Genomic DNA, 21,432 nt, shown 5'->3' on the forward strand with positions numbered 1-21,432 from the left:
TTATTCGGCAGCGGCCTTCTTCGCCGCGGGCTTCTTTGCCGCGGTTTTCTTCTCGCCAGCCGCCTTCTTGGGCGCCGCTTTCTTCGGTGCCGCCTTTTTCGCCGGAGCCTTCTTCTTGCCCTTGGCCGGCCCCTTGGCGGCGCGTTCGTCGATCAGGGCGATCGCTTCCTCCAGCGTCAGCGCTTCGGGCTGCTTGTCGCGCGGGAGCGTGGCGTTGGTGGTGCCGTCGGTGACGTAAGGGCCATAGCGTCCCGCCATCAGCTTGATCTCGCCGCCCGAAGTCGGGTGCGGCCCAAACGTCTTGAGCGGTTCGGCCGGCGCGCGCGATCCCCGCGCGGCGGCGCCGTTGGCGGCTTCGGCCAGCTTGACCACGGCCGCGTTCATGCCCGTTTCGAACACTTCGGCGGTCGAGCGCAGCCGCGCATACTTGCCGTCATGCGCCAGATAGGGGCCATAGCGCCCGATGCTGGCCGTGATCGGCTTGCCGCTTTCCGGATGCGCCCCGATCTCGCGCGGGAGGCTGAGCAGCTTCAGCGCCCATTCCAGATCGAGTTCGGGAATGTCCTTGGGGATCGAGGCGCGCTTGGCTTCCTTGCCTTCGCCGAGCTGGATGTAGGGGCCGAACCGGCCCGACCGGCGCACCACCTCCAGACCGGTGGCCGGGTCCTTGCCCAGCGCGCCATCCTCGTCCCCGCCTTCGCCGTCGGCCCCGCCGGGCTGCGCGAACTTACGGGTGAACTTGCATTCCGGATAGTTCGAGCAGGCGATGAACGCGCCATAGCGCCCGCCGCGCAAAGACAGGCGCCCTTCCCCGCACTTGGGGCACAGGCGCGGATCGGTGCCGTCCGCCTTGGGCGGGAACAGATAGTCCTCCAGGAATTCGTCGAGCGCGGCGGTCACCTCGCTCGGCTTCTTCTCCATCACCTCGTCGGACTTCGGTTTGAAATCGCGCCAGAACGCGGCCAGCACCTGCTTCCATGCCGCGCGGCCGCCGGAAACGTCGTCGAGTTCGTCCTCCATGCCGGCGGTGAAATCGTAGGCGACGTAGCGATCGAAGAAGCGTTCGAGGAACGCCGTCAGCATCCGTCCCGATTCCTCGGCGAAGAAACGGTTCTTCTCGGTGCGCACGTAGTTGCGGTCCTTGAGCACCTGCAACGTGGCGGCATACGTGGAAGGACGACCGATGCCGAGTTCCTCCAGCCGCTTGACGAGGCTGGCTTCCGAATAGCGCGGCGGCGGCTGCGTGAAGTGCTGGGTGGCGTCCACCCCGCGCTTGGCCGGGGTATCGCCCTTGTTCATCATGGGCAGCAGGCCGGAATCGTCGTCCTCCGCATCCTGCTTCTGATCGCGCCCTTCCTCGTACACGGCCAAGAAGCCGGGGAACTTCACCACCTGCCCGGTGGCGCGCAATTCGTGTCGCCCGGTGCCCTCGCGCAGCGTCACCGTGGTGCGTTCCAGGCTGGCCGAAGCCATCTGGCTGGCGATCGCGCGCTTCCAGATCAGATCGTAGAGCCGCGCCTCGTCGCCCGAGCCATAACGATCCTTGGCAAAGTCCGTCGGGCGGATCGCCTCGTGCGCTTCCTGCGCGTTCTTGGCCTTGGTTTCGTAGTGCCGGGGCTTTTCGGGCAGATAATGCCCGTCATAGCGATCCGAGATCGCCTTGCGTGCCATGCTGATGGCGCTGGGGTCCATCTGCACGCCGTCGGTCCGCATATAGGTGATCGCGCCGGCTTCGTAGAGCGTCTGCGCCACGCGCATGGTGTGGCTGGCCGAAAAGCCCAGCTTGCGCGCCGCTTCCTGCTGCAGCGTGGAGGTGGTGAACGGCGGATAGGGATTGCGCCGGGCGGGCTTGGTCTCGACCTCCTCGACGCGGAACGTGGCGCCTTCCACTGCCGCCTTGGCGCGCATCGCCACGCCTTCGTCGCCCAGGCTCAGGCGATCGAGCTTTTCGCCGTCGAACCGCACCAGCCGGGCCTGGAACTCGGTGCCGCCCTGCTCCAGCCGCGCGACGACCGACCAGTATTCCTGCGCACGGAACGATTCGATCTCGCGCTCGCGCTCCACGATCAGCCGCAGCGCCACCGACTGTACGCGGCCGGCGGACTTGGCGCCCGGCAGCTTGCGCCACAGCACGGGCGAGAGCGTGAAGCCGAACAGGTAATCCAGCGCGCGGCGGGCCAGATAGGCATCGATCAGGTCCTGATCGAGCGCGCGCGGGTGCTGCATCGCCTCGGTCACGGTGGCCTTGGTGATGGCGTTGAAGGTGACTCGCTCCACCTCCTTGGGCAGGGCGCGGCGCTTCGACAGCAGTTCGCGGACGTGCCAGGAAATCGCCTCGCCCTCGCGATCGGGGTCGGTGGCGAGAATCAGGCGGTCGGCTTCCTTCGCGGCATCGGTGATCGCCTTCACGCGCGATTGCTTGTCGCCGTAAAGTTCCCAGTCCATCGCGAAGTCTTCGTCCGGGCGGACGGAGCCGTCCTTCACGGGCAGGTCGCGGACGTGACCGTAGGAGGCGAGAACCTTGTAGCCGGGGCCAAGGTACTTCTCGATGGTTTTGGCCTTGGCCGGCGATTCAACAATAACAAGCTGCATGGCGGGTATATCGTGACCTTACGCGTATGTGTACGCGCGAGGGTGGCGATGCCGCACGCCGATCGTCAAGCCTTGCCTTGCGCCGATCATCCCACTGCCTTGATCGTCACGAACAAAGGCGTCACCCGAACACCTCGGCCAGCCGGTTGTCCGAATGGCCAAGCAGCCGGTAGAGCGCGAGCGTCAACGCGGTTCCACCCACCGCCATCAGCGCGGCCACCGCGTTGCCGAGAATGGTCCCTCCGACTCCTGCGGTGATCGACGGACCGGACAGCGCGGAAGCCAGCCCTTGGGCAACGCCCACGCCCGCCAGCGGCACCACCAGCAACACCAGGCAGATCACATAGAACAGCGCGATCGACACCATCGAGGCGCGGGTGTGCCGCCAGCTTGCGCCCATCGCTTCGGTCGCGCGCATGCCCTGGCCGATGATGTAGGGCCAGGTCAGCGACCAGCGCGCCAGCAACAGCAGGCCCGGAACGATCAACAGAGCGAAACCCAGCATCATGCCCAGTGTGGTGAGAATGCTGGCGCCCACGACCGAGAGATAGCGTCTGCCCGTGACGGAAGGGGACAGCAGCCCATCCGCGGCCAGCATCTGCTCCATCAGATGATACTGGATCAGGAAAGAGGCGATCGTACCGCCAAACTGCCCCCCGCTATCCCCGAGCAGGACATCGACGATCGAGGTGACCGCCACGATGCCAAGCCCCGCCAGCAGCGAAAGGTGGGCATGGCGGGTCAGGGTGCCGCCGAACTCGGAAAAGATCTCGCTTACGCTGACTTTCCGTTCTCCGTCCGCCATGCAACCCCGTCCTTCCATTCCTAGCGCAGAGAGACGATCTGCCCCACCATCTGGTCGTTCGCGAGCGCGGCCGCCTTGGCCGCCCCCTGTTCGTAATTGCCAGGCTTGGCGGTGAACTCGAACTTGCGCGTCTTGCCGAAGCGCATCCCGCCGAAGCCCATCGCCGCCATTACCCCGCCACCGACGTTGGCCGCCGCCTGCGTGGTCTTGTCGAGGTTGCTGGACGCATCCTGCTTGTCAACGAAATCTCCATCCACCGACACGCCACGGTTGAGCGTGACCGTTACGGTCTTGCCGTTCGGCCCCAGCGCCGTCATCCGCGAATAGCCTGGCGTGACGGAAAGGTTGGCGTTGACCTCCAGCCCGCCGAAGCTGAACGCGCCAGGCCGCTTCTGGTCGGAAAAGTCGATCAGGTAGGTCACGTCCAGCACGGGTACGCCGGCCGCCTTGGCGTAGTTCGACAGCGCGCCGCTGGCCTGCCCGGCTGACATGTTGAGGCCAATGCTGGACATGCCGCTACCGGTGAAATCGCCCGGCAGCAGGATCAGCGTGGGCAGCACCGTGGGCTTCATGTAAGTGGCCTTGCCCTTGCTGCCCTTTTCAAGCTGGATGCCGATTTCGACCGGCGGTTGCTGTCCATGCGGGTTGGCCAGGGCCGGCGACGCAAAAACGGCGGCCGGATCCTGCACCGTCAGGCCGGCGGCATTCAGCTTTGCGACGAAATCGGCGTAGGCTGCGTCGGCGATCGACTGCATCATTGCCGGGGTGACGCCTACGAGCGAACTCTTGGCCTTGGTCGCCCCTCCGAACGCCCCCATCAGGCCGCCCGAGGCCTTGGTCTGATCGGTCGATTCGAAAATGAAGCCAACGTTGAACGCGGCAATGGCGACCTGCGAGGCGCCTTTCACCGCATCCTTGCCCTGTACCTTTACCGGTGCGTCATCTCCCGCCCAGGCAACGGTGGGCGCGGTCATCAGGAAGCCTGCCGCCGCAACGGCAAGCACAAACGTATTGCGGAAATTCATGATAGTCCCCCATCCCGACAATCTTCCGCGACCCGTTTATGTTGCGAAACATTACGATGGGACGGAGCGCACGCAAGCGGATTTCACGAAAAGTAAGAGCAGCGGTCGGAAAATCAGGCCGTCTTCCGCCAGGCCAGCAGGAAACCAAGCCCGAGCAGCACGTCGATCGCCGCGAACACGGCCACGGCCGGCACGGCCCTCCCCTGCGCGAACAGCGCCAGCGCCGGCAGGCCAAACACCAGCTTTTCCCCCACCGCGCATGGCATCAAGGCCCGATAGCGCGCCGGATCACCGCCAATGATCCAGAACACCGCCTGGAACACCAGGGCCACCCCGATGAAACCCAAAGAGACTTCCGCGCCGCGTTCGGGCAGCGGCGCGAGATAGAGCGGCGCGAGCACCGCGATCCCGTAGATCGCCGCCCAGCGGAACATCCGGCGTGCGAAACGGTGATCCTGCATCGTAGCTCTCCCCAATCCCTTGCCGCCGCTTACACCAGCGAAACGCGGCCGGCGGCATGGCGCACGAGCCGTCCCGCGATTTCCAGCTCGATCAGCGCCATCTGCACCGCGCCCGGCGATGCGCCGCTCTGCCGGACGAGCTCGTCGACCGCGACGGGAGCAGCGCCCAGCAGGGCCTCGATATCGGCGGGCGCTTCCTCCTCCGGGAAGGATGGCGCAGAGGCTTCCGGTTCGCGCAGCAGCGATCGCGGCGCGCCGCCGAAGTCCCGCAGCAATTCCAGCACGTCCTCCGGCGATTGCACCAGCACCGCGCCGTCCCGGATCAGCTGATTGCAGCCGTGCGAGCGGCTGTCGAGCGGGGAGCCGGGGATGGCCATGACCTCGCGCCCCGCCTCCCCCGCCAGCCGAGCGGTGATCAGCGAGCCTGACTTCGGCGCGGCCTCCACCACCAGCGTGCCTGTGGCGAGGCCCGCGATGATGCGGTTGCGGTGTGGAAAATGGCGCGCGAGCGGTTCGGTGCCGGGCGGCATCTCGGCGATCAGCAGGCCCTTTTCCGCCACCTCGTCCTGCAAGGCGGCGTTTTCGGGCGGATAGGCGATGTCGATCCCGCTGGCGATGACGCCCACGGTGCCGCCGCCGTCGGCCATGGCGGCCAGCGCGCCCCGGTGCGCCGCGGCATCGATCCCGCGCGCAAGGCCGGAGATCACGGCGCAACCAGCCTGCGCCAGCGCAGCGCCGAAATCGCGCGCCAGCTTGACCGCGCCGGCCGAGGCATTGCGCGCGCCGACGATGGCGACCGACGGGCGCCGCAACAGCGCGTCGTCGCCGCGCACGGTCAGGATCGGCGGCGGGCTGTCCAGCGCGGCCAGCAGCGCGGGATAGGCGGGGGAATCGTGAAAGAGATAGCGCGCGCCCAGCTGGCGGACCCGCGCGATCTCCGCGCTGATGCGCTCTTCGGGCGTGGGGACCACGCGCCCGCCACCGCGCGCCGCCAGTTCGGGTACGGCTTCGAGGGCGGCCACCGCGCTGCCATACCGCCGCAGCAGATGAAAGTAGCTGGCAGGCCCGATGTGCGGTGTGCGCAGCAGGCGGATTCGAGCGAAAGCCTCCTCACGCGCAAGGGCGAACGGGGTATCGGCGGGCCGCGCAGGATCGGGCACGCCGCGCGCGCTCACTTGGCGCTGCCGCTCCCCGAACCGACCCGGGGTTCGGTGCCCGCGCGCAGCCGGGCTATATTGGCGCGGTGCAGCCACAGGATCATCACCGCCAGCACCGCGAGAACGGGCGCGTACTGCCCATAGCCCGCCGCGAACGCTGCCAGCGGGGCGGCCAGCGCGGCGCACATGCCGCCCAGCGAGGAAATGCGCGAAGCGAACAGCACGCCCAGCCACACCAGCGCATAGGCAAGGCCGATCGGCCAGGCGAGCGCCAGCGAAATGCCCATCATCGTGGCCACGCCCTTGCCACCCTTGAACCGCAGCCACACCGGGAAGCAGTGCCCGATCACCGCGAAGAACGCCGCCAGCGCTTCCGTGCCGGGCCAGACGTGCCGGGCCAGAAGCACGGCCAGCGCACCCTTTGCGAGATCCAGCAGCAGCGTGCCCGCCGCCAGCCCCTTGTTCCCGGTGCGCAGCACGTTGGTAGCGCCGATATTGCCCGAACCGATGCTGCGCAGATCCCCCGCACCGGCCAGGCGCGTGAGAATCAGCCCGAACGGAATTGAACCGAGCGCATAGGCGGCGAGCGAGGCGAGCAGGGCATCCACGACGGCACTCTTACAATTCATCGCGCGGGTTCGGAAAGGGGCGTCTTTCCTTTTCAGTTCGGAAACCGATAGAAGGGACCAGAGCCAGCAAAGGAAACCCGACAGGCGTGACAGCAACAGGCGCGACAATACAGGCCAGGCAACCGGCCAGACCCGCCGAAGTCGATGCTGCGGCGCCGTTGCTGGTGTTCGATTCCGGCGTGGGCGGGCTTTCGGTGCTGCGCAAGATCCGCGCGCTCCTGCCCGATGCGCCGGTGATCTACGCCGCCGACAACGCCGGCCTGCCCTATGGCACCAAGACCGAGGCGCAGATCGCCGCGCGCGTTTCCGGCCTGCTGGGCCGCATGACCGAACGCTTTCGCCCGCGCCTTGTCTGCATCGCCTGCAACACCGCCTCCACCATCGCGCTCGCTTCGGTGCGCGAGGTGCTGGAAGTGCCGATCGTGGGCACCGTGCCGGCGATCAAGCCGGCGGCGGCAATGACGCGGACCGGCGTGATCGGCCTGCTCGGCACCGAAGCCACGATCCGGCAGGTCTACGTCGACCGGCTGGAAGCCGAATTCGCGGCGGGCAAGACCCTGCTGCGCCACGGCGCGCCGGAACTGGTGCAGGCGGCCGAAGCGCAATTGCGCGGCAAACCGGTCGATCCGGCGGTCTATGCCCCGCGCCGCCGCCGCGCTGCGCGCCATGCCCGGCGGCGACAGGATCGATACGGTGGTGCTGGCCTGCACGCATTTCCCGCTGGTGCAGCCGGAACTGGCGCACGCTTTCGGCGGAGACGTGCGGTTCATCGATGGATCGGACGGCATCGCCCGACGGGTCGCCGCATTGACTGAAGGGCAGAACTGGAACCGCGAGCAGGACGACGTTGCGCTGTTCACGCGCGGGGGGCAGGATGTGGAACGCCTGCGGCCCGCTCTGGCGGCCTATGGCCTGGGCCGCGTTGCTATACTTTAGGCGCGCGCTTCAAAAGGGGGGGGGGGGGGGGGGGACGGTTCTTGCGCACGGGATGGAAGATCGCTGCTGTCCTGTTGCTCGCCGTGGTGGGCGCGGCCTACTGGCTGCTGATCGACAACCGCACCGGGCCCATCGCCGAACGCCCGATCGACATCGCCGCGCTGCGTCACGCAGCGGCTGCGATGCCAGGGCCGCGCCCGGATGCGATCGATCTTGAAATCGTGGCGCAGGGCACCTCGCCCGCCACGCTGCTGGTTGCGGGCGGCGGTTTCGGCAAGGCGGGGATCGCGGCGGCGGCGTTCCGCGTGCGCGGCCCCGGCGGGACGGTGCTGATCGACAGCGGTCTGACGCGCGAACAGGCCGGGAAGCTCGACATGACCGACTACGACGCCGCCGCGCAGCAGCGCGTCGAGGCCGCGATGGACTCGGCTGACCGCATCGTCTTCACGCACGAACACTACGATCACATCGGCGGCTTTGCAGCTTCGCGCGGCATGGCCAGCAACGCGGCGAAGCTGTTCCTGCCTCGCACGCAGTATCTCCCGCTGGCGGCGGAGCTCGGCCGCGCGGGCAAGAGCGCACAAGCCCTGCCTCCGCCGGTCGAGCGGCAGGGCGCCACGGCGCTCGCGCCCGGAGTCGCAGTCATGCCGATGCCGGGCCACACGCCGGGATCGCAACTGATCTACGTGGCGCTGGCCAGCGGGCGCGAATATCTGTTCCCTGGCGACGTGACCTCGATGGAACGGAACCTGTCCGAAACACGGGGTCGTTCGCGGCTTGTCGCGGATTGGCTTGCTCCAGAGAACCGCAGGGCGGTGATCGGCTGGATCAAGGGCCTGCGCACGCTGCAGGCGCGCACACCGGGCCTGACCATCGCTTTTCAGCATGATCGCGACTGGCTTTTGCGCCAGCGCAATGACGGTGCCTTCCATATCGGCTTCGGCGATCCCGCACGGGTGCAGGCGCGAAAACCGGCTGGCCAAGCACAAACAACAAGCGTACAAGCCGCGCCATTCGCCGATGGCCCGGCATTTTCGAGCCTGACACAAGGAGCGGCGGGGTGAATTACGATCAAGTTTTCGACCAGGCGATCGACCGTCTGCATTCCGAAGGCCGCTACCGGGTTTTCATCGACATCCTCCGTAACAAGGGCGCTTACCCCAACGCCCGCTGCTTTGCCGGCCACAACGGCCCGAAGCCGATCACGGTGTGGTGTTCCAACGACTATCTCGCCATGGGCCAGCATCCCAAGGTGATCGCGGCGATGGAAGAAGCGCTGCATGACGTGGGCGCCGGTTCCGGCGGCACGCGCAACATCGGCGGCAACACGCACTACCACATCGAGCTGGAGCGCGAACTGGCCGACCTGCACGGCAAGGACGGCGCGCTGCTGTTCACCTCGGGCTATGTCTCGAACGATGCCACGCTGTCCACGCTCGCCAAGATCCTGCCGGGCTGCGTGATCTTCTCGGACGAGCTGAACCACGCCAGCATGATCGCGGGCATCCGCAATTCGGGCTGCGAGAAGAAGGTGTTCCGGCACAATGACGTCGAGCACCTTGAAGAACTGCTCGCCGAAACCGATCCGGCGCTGCCCAAGCTGATCGCGTTCGAAAGCGTCTATTCGATGGACGCCGACATCGCGCCGATCCACGCGATCTGCGACCTTGCCGAAAAGTACAACGCCCTCACCTACATCGACGAAGTCCACGCCGTGGGCATGTATGGCGCACGCGGCGGCGGCATTTCGGAGCGGGACGAGGCGGCCAGCCGGATCGACATCATCGAGGGCACACTGGGCAAGGCCTTCGGCGTGATGGGTGGCTATATCGCGGCCGATACGCGGATCATCGACGTGATCCGTTCCTACGCACCGGGCTTCATCTTCACCACCTCGCTCTCTCCGGTGCTGGTCGCCGGCGTGCTGGCGGCAGTGCGGCATCTCAAGGCGTCGAGCGTCGAGCGCGAGGCGCAGCAGGCGTCGGCCGCCACGCTCAAGCGCCTGTTCGCCGAAGCCGGTCTTCCGGTCATGCCGTCCTCCACGCACATCGTCCCGCTGATGGTCGGCGATCCGGTGCGCGCGAAGAAGGTCAGCGACATCCTGCTCGCCGAATACGGCGTCTATGTGCAGCCGATCAATTTCCCGACCGTGCCGCGCGGCACCGAACGCCTGCGCTTCACCCCCGGGCCGGCACACACCGAAGCGATGATGCAAGACCTGACGGCCGCGCTGGTCGAAATCTGGGGCCGCCTCGACCTCGAAAAGCGCAAGGCCGCCTGATCCTCTCTCTTGCTCTCCGCCACCGACCGTTTAATCATGCGATTAAACGGTCGGTGGGAGAGGACAGTGACAACACGTAACGGGCCTGGCTACGACGAGGTCGTCTATGGCCGCCGCAGCATTCGCGGCTTTCTGAAGAAACCGGTTCCGCGCGAACTGATCGAGGAAATCCTGGCGCTGGCGATCCGCGCGCCCTCCTCGCTCAACACGCAACCGTGGAATTTCACGGTGGTGACCGGCGCCCCGCTCGACCGCATCCGCGCGGAAAACACCCGCCGCAATCTGGAAGGCGTTCCCGAAAGCCGGGAGTTCCGCAAGTTCGAGGTTTATGAAGGCGCGCACCGCGAACGGCAGGTGGAAATCGCCAAGCAACTGTTCGGCGCCATGGGTATCGCGCGCGAGGACAAGGAAAAACGGCTGGACTGGGTGCTGCGCGGCTTCCGCCAGTTCGACGCGCCGGTGTCCATCGTCGTCACGTATGACCGCGCGCTGTTCGGCGGCGATATCGCCCCGTTCGATTGCGGCGCAGTAACGACGGCGCTGGTCAACGCGGCCTGGTCGCGCGGGCTGGGCTGCGTGATCAACAGCCAGGGCATCATGCAAAGCCCGGTCGTGCGTGAACACGCGAAGATCGCCGACGATCAGGTCATCATGATCTGCGTGGCGATGGGCTGGCCCGACGAGAGCTTCCCCGCCAACGCCGTGGTCTCGAAGCGCAAGTCGGTGGCCGAGGCGGCAACTTTCGTGGGGTTCGACGAATGACAGAAAGGCCGCGCTTCACACCGGAAGCGCGGCCTTTCCGCATGTGATCGCGCTTGCCGTCAGAACCGGTCGGCGTTCATCACCTTGGCCCATGCGGCGGCGAAGTCGTTGACGAACTGTTCGCGCGCGTCATCGGAAGCATAGGCCTCGGACACCGCCCGCAGTTCCGAATTAGACCCGAAGATCAGGTCCACCGGCGTCGCCTTCCACTTCACCTGCCCGCTCGTGCGGTCCTTGCCTTCATAAAGGCCCGCATCGGCGGCCGACTTCGACCAGACCGTGCCCATATCGAGCAGGTTCACGAAGAAGTCGTTGGTCAGCTGGCCGGGACGGGTGGTGAACACGCCGTTGCGCGATCCCGCGGCATTGGCATCCAGCACGCGCAAGCCACCCAGCAGCACCGCCATTTCCGGCACGGTCAGGCCCAGCGTGTTGGCCTTGTCCACCAGCGCTTCCGCCGGCGCCAGATAAGCCGCCCGATCGTAGTAGTTGCGGAACCCGTCGGCCTTCGGCTCCAGCACCGCGAACGAGGCCGCATCGGTCTGCGCCTGCGTGGCGTCGACCCGTCCGGCCCTGAATGGCACGGCAACGGCATATCCCGCCTTCCCGGCCGCCTGCTCCACCGCCGCGCTGCCGCCCAGCACGATCAGATCGGCCAGCGACACCTTGCGGCCGCCCGGCGCCGCCTTGTTGAAATCGGCCTGCACCTTGCCCAGCGCCGCCAGCACTTTCGCCAGTTCGGCCGGGTTGTTCGCGGCCCAGGCCTTCTGCGGGGCAAGACGGATGCGCGCGCCGTTGGCCCCTCCGCGCATGTCCGTACCCCGGAATGTCGAGGCCGAAGCCCAGGCCGTGCGGATCAGTTCGGGTCCGGTCAGGCCGGACGCGAAGATCTTCGCCTTGAGCTGCGCTTCATCCTGCGCATTGATCATCGCATAGTCCGCCACAGGCAGCGGGTCCTGCCAGGTGAAGGCCTGTTTCGGCACGTCGTTGCCCAGATAGCGGGCGCGCGGCCCCATATCGCGGTGCGTCAGCTTGAACCAGGCGCGGGCGAAAGCGTCCGCGAACTCCTGCGGGTTCTTCTGGAAGCGCAGCGCGATGGCGCGGAACGCCGGGTCCTGTTTCAGCGAAAGGTCGGTCGTGAACATGATGGGCGCGTGGCGCACATCGGAAGATGCGCGTCGGGCACAAGATTCGCGGCGTTCTTGTCGCTGGGTATCCACTGGGTCGCGCCGGCCGGGCTCTTGGTCTGCACCCAGTCGAACGCGAACAGGTTGTCGAGGTACTGCGTGGTGAACGCAATCGGATTGGCCGACCACGCGCCCTCCAGGCCGCTGGAGACGGTATCCTCCGCATTACCCTTGCCGCACGTGTTGGCCCAGCCCAGCCCCTGCTGCTCGATCGGCGCGGCGGACGGATCGGGACCGACGCACTTGTCGGGAGCGTGCGCGCCGTGAGCCTTGCCGAAGGTGTGGCCGCCCGCAATCAGCGCGACGATTTCCTCGTCGTTCATCGCCATCCGGCCGAATGCCTCGCGGATGTCGGCGGCGGCGGCGATCGGGTCCGGATTACCGTTCGGCCCTTCAGGGTTCACATAAATGAGGCCCATCTGCGTGGCGGCAAGCGGCCCGTTGAGCTTGCGGCCGCCTGAAAAGCGTTCGGAACTGCCGAGCCACTTCTTTTCCGATCCCCAGTACACCAGGTCCGGTTCCCACGAATCCACGCGGCCACCGCCGAAGCCGATCGTCTTGAAGCCCATGTTCTCCAGCGCGACGTTGCCCGCCAGAACCATGAGGTCGCCCCACGATATCTTGCGGCCGTACTTCTGCTTGATCGGCCACAGCAGGCGGCGCGCCTTATCGAGGCTGACGTTGTCGGGCCAGGAGTTGAGGGGTTCGAACCGCTGTTCTCCGCCCCCGCCGCCGCCACGACCGTCGATCGTGCGATAGGTGCCGGCACTGTGCCAGGCCATGCGGATGAAGAACGGCCCGTAGTTGCCGTAGTCGGCCGGCCACCACGGTTGCGACGTGGTCAGCGCCTTGTCGATATCCTTCTTCACGGCGGCGATATCGAGCGTGGCGAATTCCTTCGCATAGTCGAAATCCGCGCCATAGGGGTTGGCTGCATCGGCATGCTGGCGCAGCGGCCGCAGATCGAGAAGCTTGGGCCACCAATCCTTGTTGGTGGTCGGTTTGTTCACCACCGCCGCATCTTCGGCATGGGCCACCCCGGCCATCGGCGTGACGGCCACCGCCAGCATGGCGATCATCGAAATCGAAGTACGTCGCATGTCCTCGTCTCCTCTCTCATGCAACCCGAGAGGCACGGCGGACAGGAGGTGGAAAACGCGTGAGCAAGGCATAGGCGACCTGCCGCGCGGGAACACCCCCGCGCGTCGGTGCCGATGCTTGCCCTGTTTCCTTTCAGGCGTCCGCGCAGGGCTTAACCCTGCGCGATCCAGTTCCCCTGTTGCGTGCCTGGGGAACTGTCTCGCGGAACACCAAAATCGCAAAATTGATTTATTGGGTAACTTTCATCGCAAAAAGCGATCAAAGCTACCCATTCCCGAAACGTGACGGGCGGCAATCGTCAGTTGAACGTACCTGCCACCACCGAGGCGATCACGCCGGTCGCGATGCCGACCAGCAGGGCATCCCCGCCCGACTGGACCCAGCGATAGCCGCGCGGCGGCGCGTGCAGGCGGTGGTAGCGGCGATAATCGATCACGCGGTAGTTCGGCGCGCGGCGCTGTTCAAAACGCTGCCCCTTGCGGAACGGATTGGGCTGATACCGCGAATAGCCCGGTCCCGCGCGGTGGTCGTCATGGCGGAAATCGCGCCGATCGTTGTCATGCCGGCCATTTTGATGACGGGGCGGATCGGCCAGAGCGGGCGTCGCTGCCGGAAGGACCATGGCCAGGGCGATGGCGGTGAAAACAATCTTCTTCATGATGCGGTCTCCTGCGTGGTTGCGGAAGAAACGCTCAGCCCCTGCGACAAGGTCCGTCACCAACCGTCAGAAAATGTCGCAGAAATTTCTCTGTTTGTTACAAACGCCGGGCACCGCGGAAACGGGCGTGCGGCATGGCGCGCCGAAGGGCTCGCAATAAGCGGCCGCTCTCTCTATATCGGAACCGTCGGTGGCATGACGGACACCTCGTTCGTCGGCGCCTTCATGGAAAACGGCCGGGATGCCGGGGAACGGCACGCAACGCGCGTTCACTGGCCCGCATCCCGGCGAAGATGGATTGAAAGACAGACACCGCCTTGGCACGCTTGAACACTTCCACGCCCGAAACCCGCAGCGTCCGGCTTCTCAAGGTGGGCGAACAGGTCCGGCACATCCTGTCCGAACTGCTCACGCGCCAGCAGGTGCATAACGACGTGCTGACCGCGCATACCGTTTCGGTCACCGAAGTCCGCATGTCGCCCGACCTGCGCCACGCCACCGTCTTCGTGAAATCGCTGCTCGGAACGGACGAGGCGGACGTCATCAAGGCGCTGCGTACCAATACGGCTTTCTTCCAGAAGGAAGTGGCGAGCCGCCTGAAGCTCAAGTACGCGGCAAAGATCAAGTTCCTGCCCGACGAAAGCTTCGAAGAGGCGAGCCGGATCGATGCGCTGCTGGCCGACCCGCGCGTAACCCGCGATCTGGACGGCGATCCCGAAGACGACGCCGGCTGATCGCCGCCACGCATGGCCAAGCTCTATTTCTACTACGCCAGCATGAACGCGGGGAAATCGACCACGCTGCTGCAGGCCGATTTCAACTACCGCGAACGCGGCATGGCGACCATGTTGTGGACGGCGGCGGTGGATGATCGCTGGCAGCGCAAGCCGATCGCCAGCCGCATCGGGCTGGAGGCGGACGCGCACCTGTTCGACGAGGGCACCGACCTGTGGGCGCGCGTGACCGCCGCCCACGCGGTGCAGCCGCTGTCGTGCGTGCTGATCGACGAAGCGCAGTTCCTTTCCGGGCCGCAAGTGTGGCAGCTGGCGCGCGTGGCGGACGAGGCCGGTATCCCCGTTCTCTGCTATGGCCTGCGCACCGATTTCCGGGGCGAGCTGTTCCCCGGTTCGGCCGCGCTGCTGGGCATTGCCGATGCGCTGGTCGAACTGAAGGCCGTCTGCCATTGCGGTCGCAAGGCCACGATGAACCTGCGCGTCGACAGCGACGGCGCGGCGGTCAGGGCCGGCGCGCAAACCGAGATCGGCGGGAACGACCGCTATGTCGCGCTCTGCCGGCGCCATTTCAGCGAGGCTTTGCATCCATGAGCGATACGATGTGGCAAGCGGCGACACTGATCGTGCCGCTGGTGCTGGCTATCGTGTTTCACGAAGTGGCGCACGGCTGGGTCGCCGGTCTGCTGGGCGATCCGACCGCGCGCGAACAACGCCGGCTGAGCCTCAATCCACTGCGCCATGTCGATCCCATGGGCACGGTGATTCTTCCGGGCTTCCTGGCACTGATCAAGGCGCCGGTGTTCGGCTGGGCCAAGCCGGTGCCGGTCGACGCCCGGCGCCTGCGCGACCCGCGCCGCGACATGATGATCGTGGCGGCGGCAGGCCCCGGCACCAATCTCGTACTCGCCTTGCTGGGGGCGATCGGCCTTGGCCTGCTCGCCCGTTTCACCACGGATGCGACGCAACCGGGAACGGCCTTGCTGTTCCTCGCCGCCAATCTCCAGAACTTCATCGCGCTGAACATCTTCCTGGCGGTGTTCAATCTGCTGCCGGTGCCGCCCTTCGATGGCTCCCATATCGTCGAGGGGCTGCTGCCCGATCGCGCTGCCATGGCCTATGCGCGGATGCGGCCTTACGGATTGCCCATCATGATCCTGCTGCTGTTCGTGCTGCCGCAGATCGCGCCCAACCTGCATATCGTCGATCGCCTGATCCTGCCCCCGGTGCAGTGGCTCGGAAACGGGTATCAGGCCATCGCGCAGGCCGTGGCCGGGCCGGAAATGAACTAGGGCGCTGCAGTGGCCATGGCCGCCCGGTCGGCCAACTGCGCGCCGACGGCCTCCCCCATTTCGTGGCAGCTGGTCAGGCCCTGGATGAAGGGATGCCGCCCCAGAATGAATGGCAGGCTCAGCAGATGGATGCGCCGGGCAACCGGCTGCTCCGAGACAGGCCGAAAGCCATCGTCGATCACGACCCCGCGGTATCCGGCCCCGATTTCCCCCGCATCCAGCACAACGCCCTGATCGAGCAGGGTCTGGAACGGGAACGCCGCCGCTTCCAGCGGCCGCTGGCCCGTCGCGTCGATGAACGCGGGAAAATGATGCTGCTGGCCGTCGAACGACATGGTCGCACCCGACGCGTCCGAATGCGTATCGAGCCTGGCATCGTCGCCCACCGCGAGGATGGCAAGCGCGCCGGCGCGATGCAGCGCCAGAAGGCGCTCGATCGATGCGTGAGGCACGGTTGCGTAATTGTCCGTGAAAATCGGCTGGAGATGCTGTGAAAAGCGGGCGTGATCCGCTTCGTCGAGATGCGGCACGATCAGCGCGAACACCTCGTGCGCCCTCAGGATGGCATAGCGCCACGGAACGGTGGTCCCGGTTTCGAAATTCTTTCGCGCCTCGTCGAGATTGGCCTCCGCCCACGCGAAGGGATCGGCGGCGAGACGCTCGGCGAAATAGCGCTCGCCGAAGACCTCGACGGAGGAATCCCTCCCGATCTTGTCGGCATAGTCCGGATCGACAAATCGCAATTGTTCCTCGAACAGCCCGTAGGTGCGATCGAGCAGGCCACTTTCGCCCGCTTCGATCAGACCCTGCACGGCCTCCTCGGTGAAAATGGTCAACGGTTCATGCGGGATGGGGCAAAAGAAATCCGCCTCCGGCATCAAGCCCTTGCGCGACATCATCGTGATGTGCAGCGCGGCGCCGCCGGCCTGCGGCTTCCAGCGAAGCGCCTGATCCTCCGCCGATGCGCTCTCCCCCGGCGCCGGCTCGCCTGCGTCCTCGCCGGCGGCGATCACAAACGCGCCGTGGTGAACCGCCAGCGCAACCGCCGCGTCGATCGCGCTGAGCGATGTTCCGCGAATGCCGACCGGCCCGGCCGGGATGCGCTTGAGCGCGCTGGCCGGCCACGGGCTGGCGAAGTAGCCCGGCCGAACCTCCGGTTCCTCGGGCCATTCATGCCCGGTCGCCATCACAAGCTGCCCGAACCGTGCCTGACAGGCCGGGCCGCCGCGCGGCTGCACGGAAAGGCACAAGCCGTCCCCTTCCGCCGCTATGTCCGTCACCCGCGACCGGACACGGACGTCGATCGCATGGCCAGCCGCACGCCCCTTGGCGACCAGCGCCTCGAACCGGTCGCGCAAGTAATGGCCGAGCACGACGCGGGGGTAGAAGGTGCGTTCGTCGATGCCGTCCGGATCGATGTTGTAGCCCGCGAGCCGCTCGGGCGCCTGCCGCGCCAGCCACTCCACCAGCGTCATCCCGACGGGCGGAAGCTCGATGCTGGCGATGTTGGCGAGCATTGCCGGATCGTTCCAGCCGGGCCGGTAAGGCGTTCCCAGCCCGGCCCGCGCCTGCTCTTCGAAGATCGTGATCGAGAGCGGGCCAGCCGCCCGCGCCAGCAGGGCCTGGAGCGTATAGATGGAAGTCGGCCCCGCGCCGATCAGCGCGATCGACGCCGCGCCGACTTCCCGAAGCGCGTCCCCATCCTGCAGCGCCGGCAGTTTCATGCCAGGGTGCGCACGTTCGGCTCGCGGTCGTAGTACCGGCGCGCGGCCGCCGCGGCGAACGGCTTGCCAAGGCCGGTGACGCCTGCGTCCGGCGCGACGCCAGCCTTGTCCAGCAAAGGCTTCGCCGCGTCGCTGTAGCCGATCGCCTTCAAATGCCCGAAAGCGTCCATCACGAACTGCACGGCCGCCGCTTCCTTCAGGAGCGCCGCGCAACCATCGTCCGACACCACGATGGCGACAGCGTCGAAGATCTGGCTTGGCGATCCCGCGAGCTGGCCGTCGGCCTTGCGCACCGATCCATCGCTCAGCTTTGCCCCGCCCACCTTGGGCGCGACGATCACGGCCTTGCCCTTCGCCTTTTTGACCGCGCCGATCACCGCGTCGAGTACGGCGGCATCGGTGCCATCGGCGATGAGAATGCCGACCGCGCGGCCTTCGAGCGTCTCCTTCATGTTCTTGTGGATCGACAGCGCGTCGGATGGCGGCATGTCGATCGGCTCCTTCGCCGCCGGCGCCTTGGGCGGGAGCGGGATGCCGAGCCCGTTGGCGACGCGCTGGGCAAGGTCCTCGTCGACATTGCGCAGGTTCGCCACCATGCGCGGCGGCACCTGATCGAGCAGGCCGACTTTCGAGAGTTCGAACACGAAGGCAGAGGCGATATGCGCCTGCTCGCTGGGCGTCTGCGAGCGATAGAACAGGCGCGCCTGGCTGTAGTGATCCGCAAAGGTCTCCGAACGGACGCGCAGCTTTTCGCCGCTCTCCTCTGCGCCCGTCGCGGCATCCGCCGAGGCAAACCCGGCCAAGGCGCTTTCGCGCGGGCCGCCTTCCTCACCGTGCGCGGCAAGGCTGTTGGGCTCGTAGTTGGCGCGGCCCTTGGGCACCATGGTCTGCATCTTGCCGTCGCGCTGGAAATTGCCGAACGGGCAGCGCGGCGCGTTGACGGGGATCTGGTGGAAATTCGTCGTGCCCAGGCGCGAGTTCTGCGTGTCGAGATAGGAGAACAGCCGCCCCTGCAACAACGGGTCGTTCGAAAAGTCGATACCCGGCGGGATGTTCGACGGCAGGAAGGCCACCTGCTCCGTCTCTGCGAAGAAATTGTCGACGTTGCGGTTCAGCGTCAGCGTGCCGATGAGGCGGACGGGCACGTCCTCTTCGGGAACGAGCTTGGTCGCGTCCAGCACGTCATAGGGCTGCGCCTCCGCAAAAGCCTGGTCGAACACCTGTATGCCGAGGTCCCACTGCGGAAAGTTGCCGGTGTCGATGGCTTCGAACAGGTCGCGGCGCTGGTAGTCGTTGTCCGCCGCCTGCAGCTTGAGCGCCTCGTCCCAGATAGTCGATTGCAGGCCGAGCCGTGGCTTCCAGTGGAACTTGACGAAGCTCGCCTCTCCCTTCGCGTTGACTAGCTTGAAGGTGTGGACGCCGAACCCCTCCATCGTCCGGAACGCGCGCGGCAGGGCGCGGTCCGACATCGCCCACATCAGCATGTGGGTGGTCTCCGGCATCAGCGAGGCCCAGTCCCAGAACGCATCGTGGGCGCTGGCGGCCTGCGGGTAGCCGCGATCGGCCTCCATCTTCACGGCATGGACAAGGTCCGGAAACTTGAGCGCATCCTGGATGAAGAACACCGGAATGTTGTTGCCCACCAGATCCCAGTTGCCCTCCCGCGTGTAGAATTTGACCGCGAAGCCACGCACGTCGCGCGGCGTATCGACCGATCCGGCGCCGCCGGCGACGGTGGAGAAGCGCACGAACACCTCGGTCTTTTCGCCCTTGGTAAAGACGGCGGCCTTTGTCAGGTCGGAAATGTCGTCGGTCGCCTCGAACACGCCGTGCGCGCCGCTGCCGCGCGCATGGACGATGCGCTCGGGAATGCGTTCGTGATCGAAGTGGAAGATCTTTTCGCGCAGCACGAAGTCTTCGAGCAGCGTCGGCCCGCGCGATCCGCTCTTCAGCGAATTCTGGTTATCGGAAACGGGAACGCCGTGGTTGGTGGTGAGAACCGCGGCATCCAGATCCTCCGCACACTGGTGAGTCTCGCCTCCGGCCGCTTGGCGACGGTCCGAAGGGGGTCGAGGCGACTTGGCCATGGCGATGCCTTCCCTGCTGTGACGACGCCTTGCGGCGACGATGCGGTGATGATGGGTTGGCGCACGCAATCGTGCCCCGGTATCACAACTCGCGAGGATGGCGATGGTGCCGGCCGCGCAGGATATTCACATACAGCAAGAAAGAGGACGCCGCTCCGGCAGCGCCGCCCGGTCGCTGTATTCATGCTAACGTCACGTTGTGTAATCTAGTGTATCGGCAGCTTGAACCGGTGCGAAGCCGCGCCATGTCGGGGGCATGAACTTCGATGGAGCAAAAGCCATGAAGAACAAAGCACTGTTGCTCGCCCCTCTGGCTGCGCTGGCCATGGTGGCATCCCCGGTTGCCGCTTCGACCGCGATGGCGCGGGCCGCGCCAAGCGAGGAGGCGTCGGCCCCCTTCATCAACCACGGCGCGATCCGGGATTGGCGCGCGGACGGCGACCGCGAGATCTATTTTCAGGACAGCGGCCGGCAGTGGTATCGCGCCACGCTGATGACGCCAGCGTTCGACCTGCCCTTCGTGGAAGCGGTCGGCATCCAGAACAGCGGCACCGACCGTCTGGATCGCTGGGCCGATGTCGTGGTGCGCGGCCAGCACTATCCGATCCAGAGCTTCGTCAAAGTCGATGCCCCGCCGGTGAAGTCGGCGAACGCCGCGCACAAGTCCTGATCGCTCCGCGCTGGAACTATCGCGGCTGACATCGCCGCCCGGTCGCTCTATGGCGCCGGGCCATGACGAACGGGTGGATCATCCTCGACAAGCCGATCGGCCTGGGTTCAACCCAGGCCGTGGCTGCGGTAAAACGCAACCTGCGGCAGGCGGGGCTCGGCAAGGCGAAGGTCGGCCACGGCGGCACGCTCGATCCGCTCGCCTCGGGCATCCTGCCCATCGCGGTGGGCGAAGCGACCAAGCTGTGCGGGCGGATGCTGGATGCCAGCAAGGAATATGCCTTCACCATCCGTTTCGGCAGCGAAACCGACACGCTGGACCTGGAAGGCAGCGTCAGCGCCGAAAGCGTGGTGCGCCCGACCCTCGCCGCCCTTCATGCCATCCTGCCGCGCTTCACTGGTCCGATCGAGCAGGTTCCGCCCGCCTATTCGGCGCTGATGGTCGATGGCCAGCGCGCCTATGACCGCGCCCGCGCGGGCGAAACGGTGGAACTGAAAGCGCGCGCGGTAACGGTCCATGCGCTGGATATCCTCGCCCACGAGGAGGAACCGCTCGAGGAGGTCACCCTCGTCGCGCACGTCTCGAAGGGCACCTACATCCGCAGCCTCGCGCGCGATATCGCGCGGGCGCTCGGCACGGTCGGGCACGTCACCATGCTGCGCCGCCTGCGCGCCGGCCCGTTCGGGCTGGATCACGCGATTTCGCTGGACAAATTGAACGATGTGGGTAAAGGCGCGCCACTTGAGAACGTAATCTTGCCGCTGGAGGCAGGGCTGGTCGACATCCCGGCTCTTGACCTTGACCCGGAACAGGCAAGAGCGGTCCGTCAGGGCCGCGTTCTGGCCGGGTTGCCCTTTCACGACGGGCTATACTGGGCGCGCCACGGCAGAGTGCCGGTCGCGCTGGTGGAGCTTTCGGGCGGAAGCCTGATCGTGGTGCGGGGTTTCAACCTTTGAAGGATGTCGCGGAGTAAGAATATGTCGATTACCGCTGAAAAGAAGCAGGAAGTCATCCAGAGCAACGCCCGCGCGGCGAACGACACCGGCTCGCCGGAAGTCCAGGTGGCGATCCTCACCAGCCGTATCCAGACGCTGACCGAGCACTTCAAGAGCCACCACAAGGACAACCATTCCCGCCGTGGCCTGCTGCAGATGGTCAACAAGCGTCGCAGCCTGCTCGACTACCTCAAGAAGAAGGATGTCGAGCGCTACAACGCGCTGATCCAGAAGCTCGGTCTGCGCAAGTAACCAAGCGAAGCGGCCCCTAGCGGGCCGCTTTTGCTTTTGGGCCTGGCTCGCAATCCGGCGAGTGGCCTCTGGGGCACGATCAATGGC

18 protein-coding genes and 2 pseudogenes are annotated in these 21,432 nt (G+C 66.3%); 10 read left to right on the forward strand and 10 right to left on the reverse strand.

The annotated features are described in order from the left end of the window. The 6 genes from topA to plsY all read right to left on the reverse strand — a co-directional run bounded on the left by topA (nucleotide 1) and on the right by plsY (nucleotide 6,648). Complete coding sequence (gene topA, locus F1640_RS04435; protein WP_194917939.1) at nucleotides 1–2,592, reverse strand: type I DNA topoisomerase; 2,592 nt, start codon at nucleotides 2,590–2,592, stop codon at nucleotides 1–3. 121 nt (nucleotides 2,593–2,713) lie between these two features. Then, the gene (locus F1640_RS04440; RefSeq protein WP_194917941.1) at nucleotides 2,714–3,397 is read right to left on the reverse strand and encodes a glycerophosphoryl diester phosphodiesterase membrane domain-containing protein; all 684 of its coding nucleotides are present in this window, start codon (nucleotides 3,395–3,397) and stop codon (nucleotides 2,714–2,716) included. A gap of 20 nt (nucleotides 3,398–3,417) precedes the next feature. After that, a complete protein-coding gene (locus F1640_RS04445; protein ID WP_255530235.1) occupies nucleotides 3,418–4,422 on the reverse strand; it encodes a hypothetical protein in 1,005 nt (334 codons plus the stop codon). Nucleotides 4,423–4,535: 113 nt separating this feature from the next. After that, complete coding sequence (locus F1640_RS04450; protein WP_194917943.1) at nucleotides 4,536–4,883, reverse strand: hypothetical protein; 348 nt, start codon at nucleotides 4,881–4,883, stop codon at nucleotides 4,536–4,538. A 29-nt stretch (nucleotides 4,884–4,912) separates the two neighbouring features. Then, on the reverse strand, nucleotides 4,913–6,058 hold the full coding sequence (dprA, locus tag F1640_RS04455; protein ID WP_309229193.1) for a DNA-processing protein DprA: 1,146 nt from the start codon (nucleotides 6,056–6,058) through the stop codon (nucleotides 4,913–4,915). Further along, nucleotides 6,055–6,648, reverse strand: a complete 594-nt coding sequence (plsY, locus tag F1640_RS04460; RefSeq protein WP_223806602.1) for a glycerol-3-phosphate 1-O-acyltransferase PlsY — start codon at nucleotides 6,646–6,648, stop codon at nucleotides 6,055–6,057. The genes dprA and plsY overlap by 4 nt, the downstream gene beginning before the upstream one ends. Nucleotides 6,649–6,776: 128 nt before the next feature. On the opposite strand from plsY, the pseudogene murI reads away from it, so the two are divergent. The 4 genes and pseudogenes from murI to F1640_RS04480 all read left to right on the forward strand — a co-directional run bounded on the left by murI (nucleotide 6,777) and on the right by F1640_RS04480 (nucleotide 10,648). Beyond that, nucleotides 6,777–7,605, forward strand: a pseudogene (gene murI / locus F1640_RS04465) (glutamate racemase). 41 nt (nucleotides 7,606–7,646) lie between these two features. After that, nucleotides 7,647–8,669 carry an MBL fold metallo-hydrolase gene (locus F1640_RS04470; RefSeq protein ID WP_125956360.1) on the forward strand — a complete coding sequence of 341 codons (1,023 nt, stop codon included), beginning with the start codon at nucleotides 7,647–7,649 and terminating at the stop codon, nucleotides 8,667–8,669. After that, the gene (gene hemA / locus F1640_RS04475) at nucleotides 8,666–9,886 is read left to right on the forward strand and encodes a 5-aminolevulinate synthase (protein WP_125956362.1); all 1,221 of its coding nucleotides are present in this window, start codon (nucleotides 8,666–8,668) and stop codon (nucleotides 9,884–9,886) included. The genes F1640_RS04470 and hemA overlap by 4 nt, the downstream gene beginning before the upstream one ends. A 66-nt stretch (nucleotides 9,887–9,952) precedes the next feature. Next, entirely contained in the window at nucleotides 9,953–10,648 is a 696-nt protein-coding gene (locus F1640_RS04480; protein WP_309229194.1) for a nitroreductase, read from the forward strand. Between the two features lie 59 nt (nucleotides 10,649–10,707). Here F1640_RS04480 and katG read toward each other — a convergent pair. Both katG and F1640_RS04490 read right to left on the reverse strand, forming a co-directional pair. Further along, nucleotides 10,708–12,935: pseudogene (gene katG / locus F1640_RS04485) on the reverse strand (catalase/peroxidase HPI). A gap of 299 nt (nucleotides 12,936–13,234) precedes the next feature. Beyond that, nucleotides 13,235–13,594, reverse strand: coding sequence for an RcnB family protein (locus tag F1640_RS04490; RefSeq protein ID WP_233497820.1), 360 nt, complete (start codon nucleotides 13,592–13,594; stop codon nucleotides 13,235–13,237). A gap of 317 nt (nucleotides 13,595–13,911) precedes the next feature. On the opposite strand from F1640_RS04490, the gene rbfA reads away from it, so the two are divergent. Genes rbfA through F1640_RS04505 form a run of 3 tightly spaced genes read left to right on the forward strand, consistent with a single transcriptional unit; the run spans nucleotide 13,912 to nucleotide 15,617 of the window. Then, the gene (gene rbfA, locus F1640_RS04495; protein WP_194917947.1) at nucleotides 13,912–14,328 is read left to right on the forward strand and encodes a 30S ribosome-binding factor RbfA; all 417 of its coding nucleotides are present in this window, start codon (nucleotides 13,912–13,914) and stop codon (nucleotides 14,326–14,328) included. A gap of 12 nt (nucleotides 14,329–14,340) precedes the next feature. Beyond that, entirely contained in the window at nucleotides 14,341–14,919 is a 579-nt protein-coding gene (locus tag F1640_RS04500) for a thymidine kinase (protein ID WP_124809176.1), read from the forward strand. Then, complete coding sequence (locus F1640_RS04505) at nucleotides 14,916–15,617, forward strand: site-2 protease family protein (RefSeq protein WP_194917949.1); 702 nt, start codon at nucleotides 14,916–14,918, stop codon at nucleotides 15,615–15,617. Before F1640_RS04500 ends, F1640_RS04505 begins: the two co-directional genes overlap by 4 nt. On the opposite strand, the gene F1640_RS04510 is transcribed toward F1640_RS04505, so the two are convergent. Further along, nucleotides 15,614–17,341: an FAD/NAD(P)-binding protein gene (locus tag F1640_RS04510; RefSeq protein ID WP_194917951.1), complete on the reverse strand. Its 1,728-nt coding sequence runs from the start codon at nucleotides 17,339–17,341 to the stop codon at nucleotides 15,614–15,616. The genes F1640_RS04505 and F1640_RS04510 overlap by 4 nt on opposite strands. Further along, nucleotides 17,338–19,428: a catalase gene (locus tag F1640_RS04515; protein WP_194917952.1), complete on the reverse strand. Its 2,091-nt coding sequence runs from the start codon at nucleotides 19,426–19,428 to the stop codon at nucleotides 17,338–17,340. The genes F1640_RS04510 and F1640_RS04515 overlap by 4 nt, the downstream gene beginning before the upstream one ends. A 280-nt stretch (nucleotides 19,429–19,708) precedes the next feature. Here F1640_RS04515 and F1640_RS04520 point away from each other — a divergent pair, with 280 nt between their 5' ends. From F1640_RS04520 to rpsO, 3 genes are all read left to right on the forward strand, one after another. Continuing rightward, the gene (locus tag F1640_RS04520; RefSeq protein WP_194917953.1) at nucleotides 19,709–20,098 is read left to right on the forward strand and encodes a DUF6491 family protein; all 390 of its coding nucleotides are present in this window, start codon (nucleotides 19,709–19,711) and stop codon (nucleotides 20,096–20,098) included. A gap of 62 nt (nucleotides 20,099–20,160) precedes the next feature. Beyond that, on the forward strand, nucleotides 20,161–21,054 hold the full coding sequence (gene truB, locus F1640_RS04525; RefSeq protein WP_194917954.1) for a tRNA pseudouridine(55) synthase TruB: 894 nt from the start codon (nucleotides 20,161–20,163) through the stop codon (nucleotides 21,052–21,054). Between the two features lie 21 nt (nucleotides 21,055–21,075). Further along, the gene (rpsO, locus tag F1640_RS04530; RefSeq protein WP_124809182.1) at nucleotides 21,076–21,345 is read left to right on the forward strand and encodes a 30S ribosomal protein S15; all 270 of its coding nucleotides are present in this window, start codon (nucleotides 21,076–21,078) and stop codon (nucleotides 21,343–21,345) included. Nucleotides 21,346–21,432 lie beyond the last annotated feature (87 nt).

Origin of the sequence: Novosphingobium sp. NBM11 (genome assembly GCF_015390225.1) — a bacterium.
Lineage (GTDB): Bacteria > Pseudomonadota > Alphaproteobacteria > Sphingomonadales > Sphingomonadaceae > Novosphingobium.

What these genes read in the sequence shown, in the direction of transcription:
- topA (WP_194917939.1), bottom strand. Translation starts at nt 2,592, where the DNA reads ATGCAGCTTGTTATTGTTGAATCGCCGGCCAAGGCCAAAACCATCGAG.
- F1640_RS04440 (WP_194917941.1), bottom strand. Translation starts at nt 3,397, where the DNA reads ATGGCGGACGGAGAACGGAAAGTCAGCGTAAGCGAGATCTTTTCCGAG.
- F1640_RS04445 (WP_255530235.1), bottom strand. Translation starts at nt 4,422, where the DNA reads ATGAATTTCCGCAATACGTTTGTGCTTGCCGTTGCGGCGGCAGGCTTC.
- F1640_RS04450 (WP_194917943.1), bottom strand. Translation starts at nt 4,883, where the DNA reads ATGCAGGATCACCGTTTCGCACGCCGGATGTTCCGCTGGGCGGCGATC.
- F1640_RS04490 (WP_233497820.1), bottom strand. Translation starts at nt 13,594, where the DNA reads ATGAAGAAGATTGTTTTCACCGCCATCGCCCTGGCCATGGTCCTTCCG.
- F1640_RS04500 (WP_124809176.1), top strand. Translation starts at nt 14,341, where the DNA reads ATGGCCAAGCTCTATTTCTACTACGCCAGCATGAACGCGGGGAAATCG.
- F1640_RS04505 (WP_194917949.1), top strand. Translation starts at nt 14,916, where the DNA reads ATGAGCGATACGATGTGGCAAGCGGCGACACTGATCGTGCCGCTGGTG.
- F1640_RS04510 (WP_194917951.1), bottom strand. Translation starts at nt 17,341, where the DNA reads ATGAAACTGCCGGCGCTGCAGGATGGGGACGCGCTTCGGGAAGTCGGC.
- F1640_RS04515 (WP_194917952.1), bottom strand. Translation starts at nt 19,428, where the DNA reads ATGGCCAAGTCGCCTCGACCCCCTTCGGACCGTCGCCAAGCGGCCGGA.
- F1640_RS04520 (WP_194917953.1), top strand. Translation starts at nt 19,709, where the DNA reads ATGAAGAACAAAGCACTGTTGCTCGCCCCTCTGGCTGCGCTGGCCATG.
- truB (WP_194917954.1), top strand. Translation starts at nt 20,161, where the DNA reads ATGACGAACGGGTGGATCATCCTCGACAAGCCGATCGGCCTGGGTTCA.
- rpsO (WP_124809182.1), top strand. Translation starts at nt 21,076, where the DNA reads ATGTCGATTACCGCTGAAAAGAAGCAGGAAGTCATCCAGAGCAACGCC.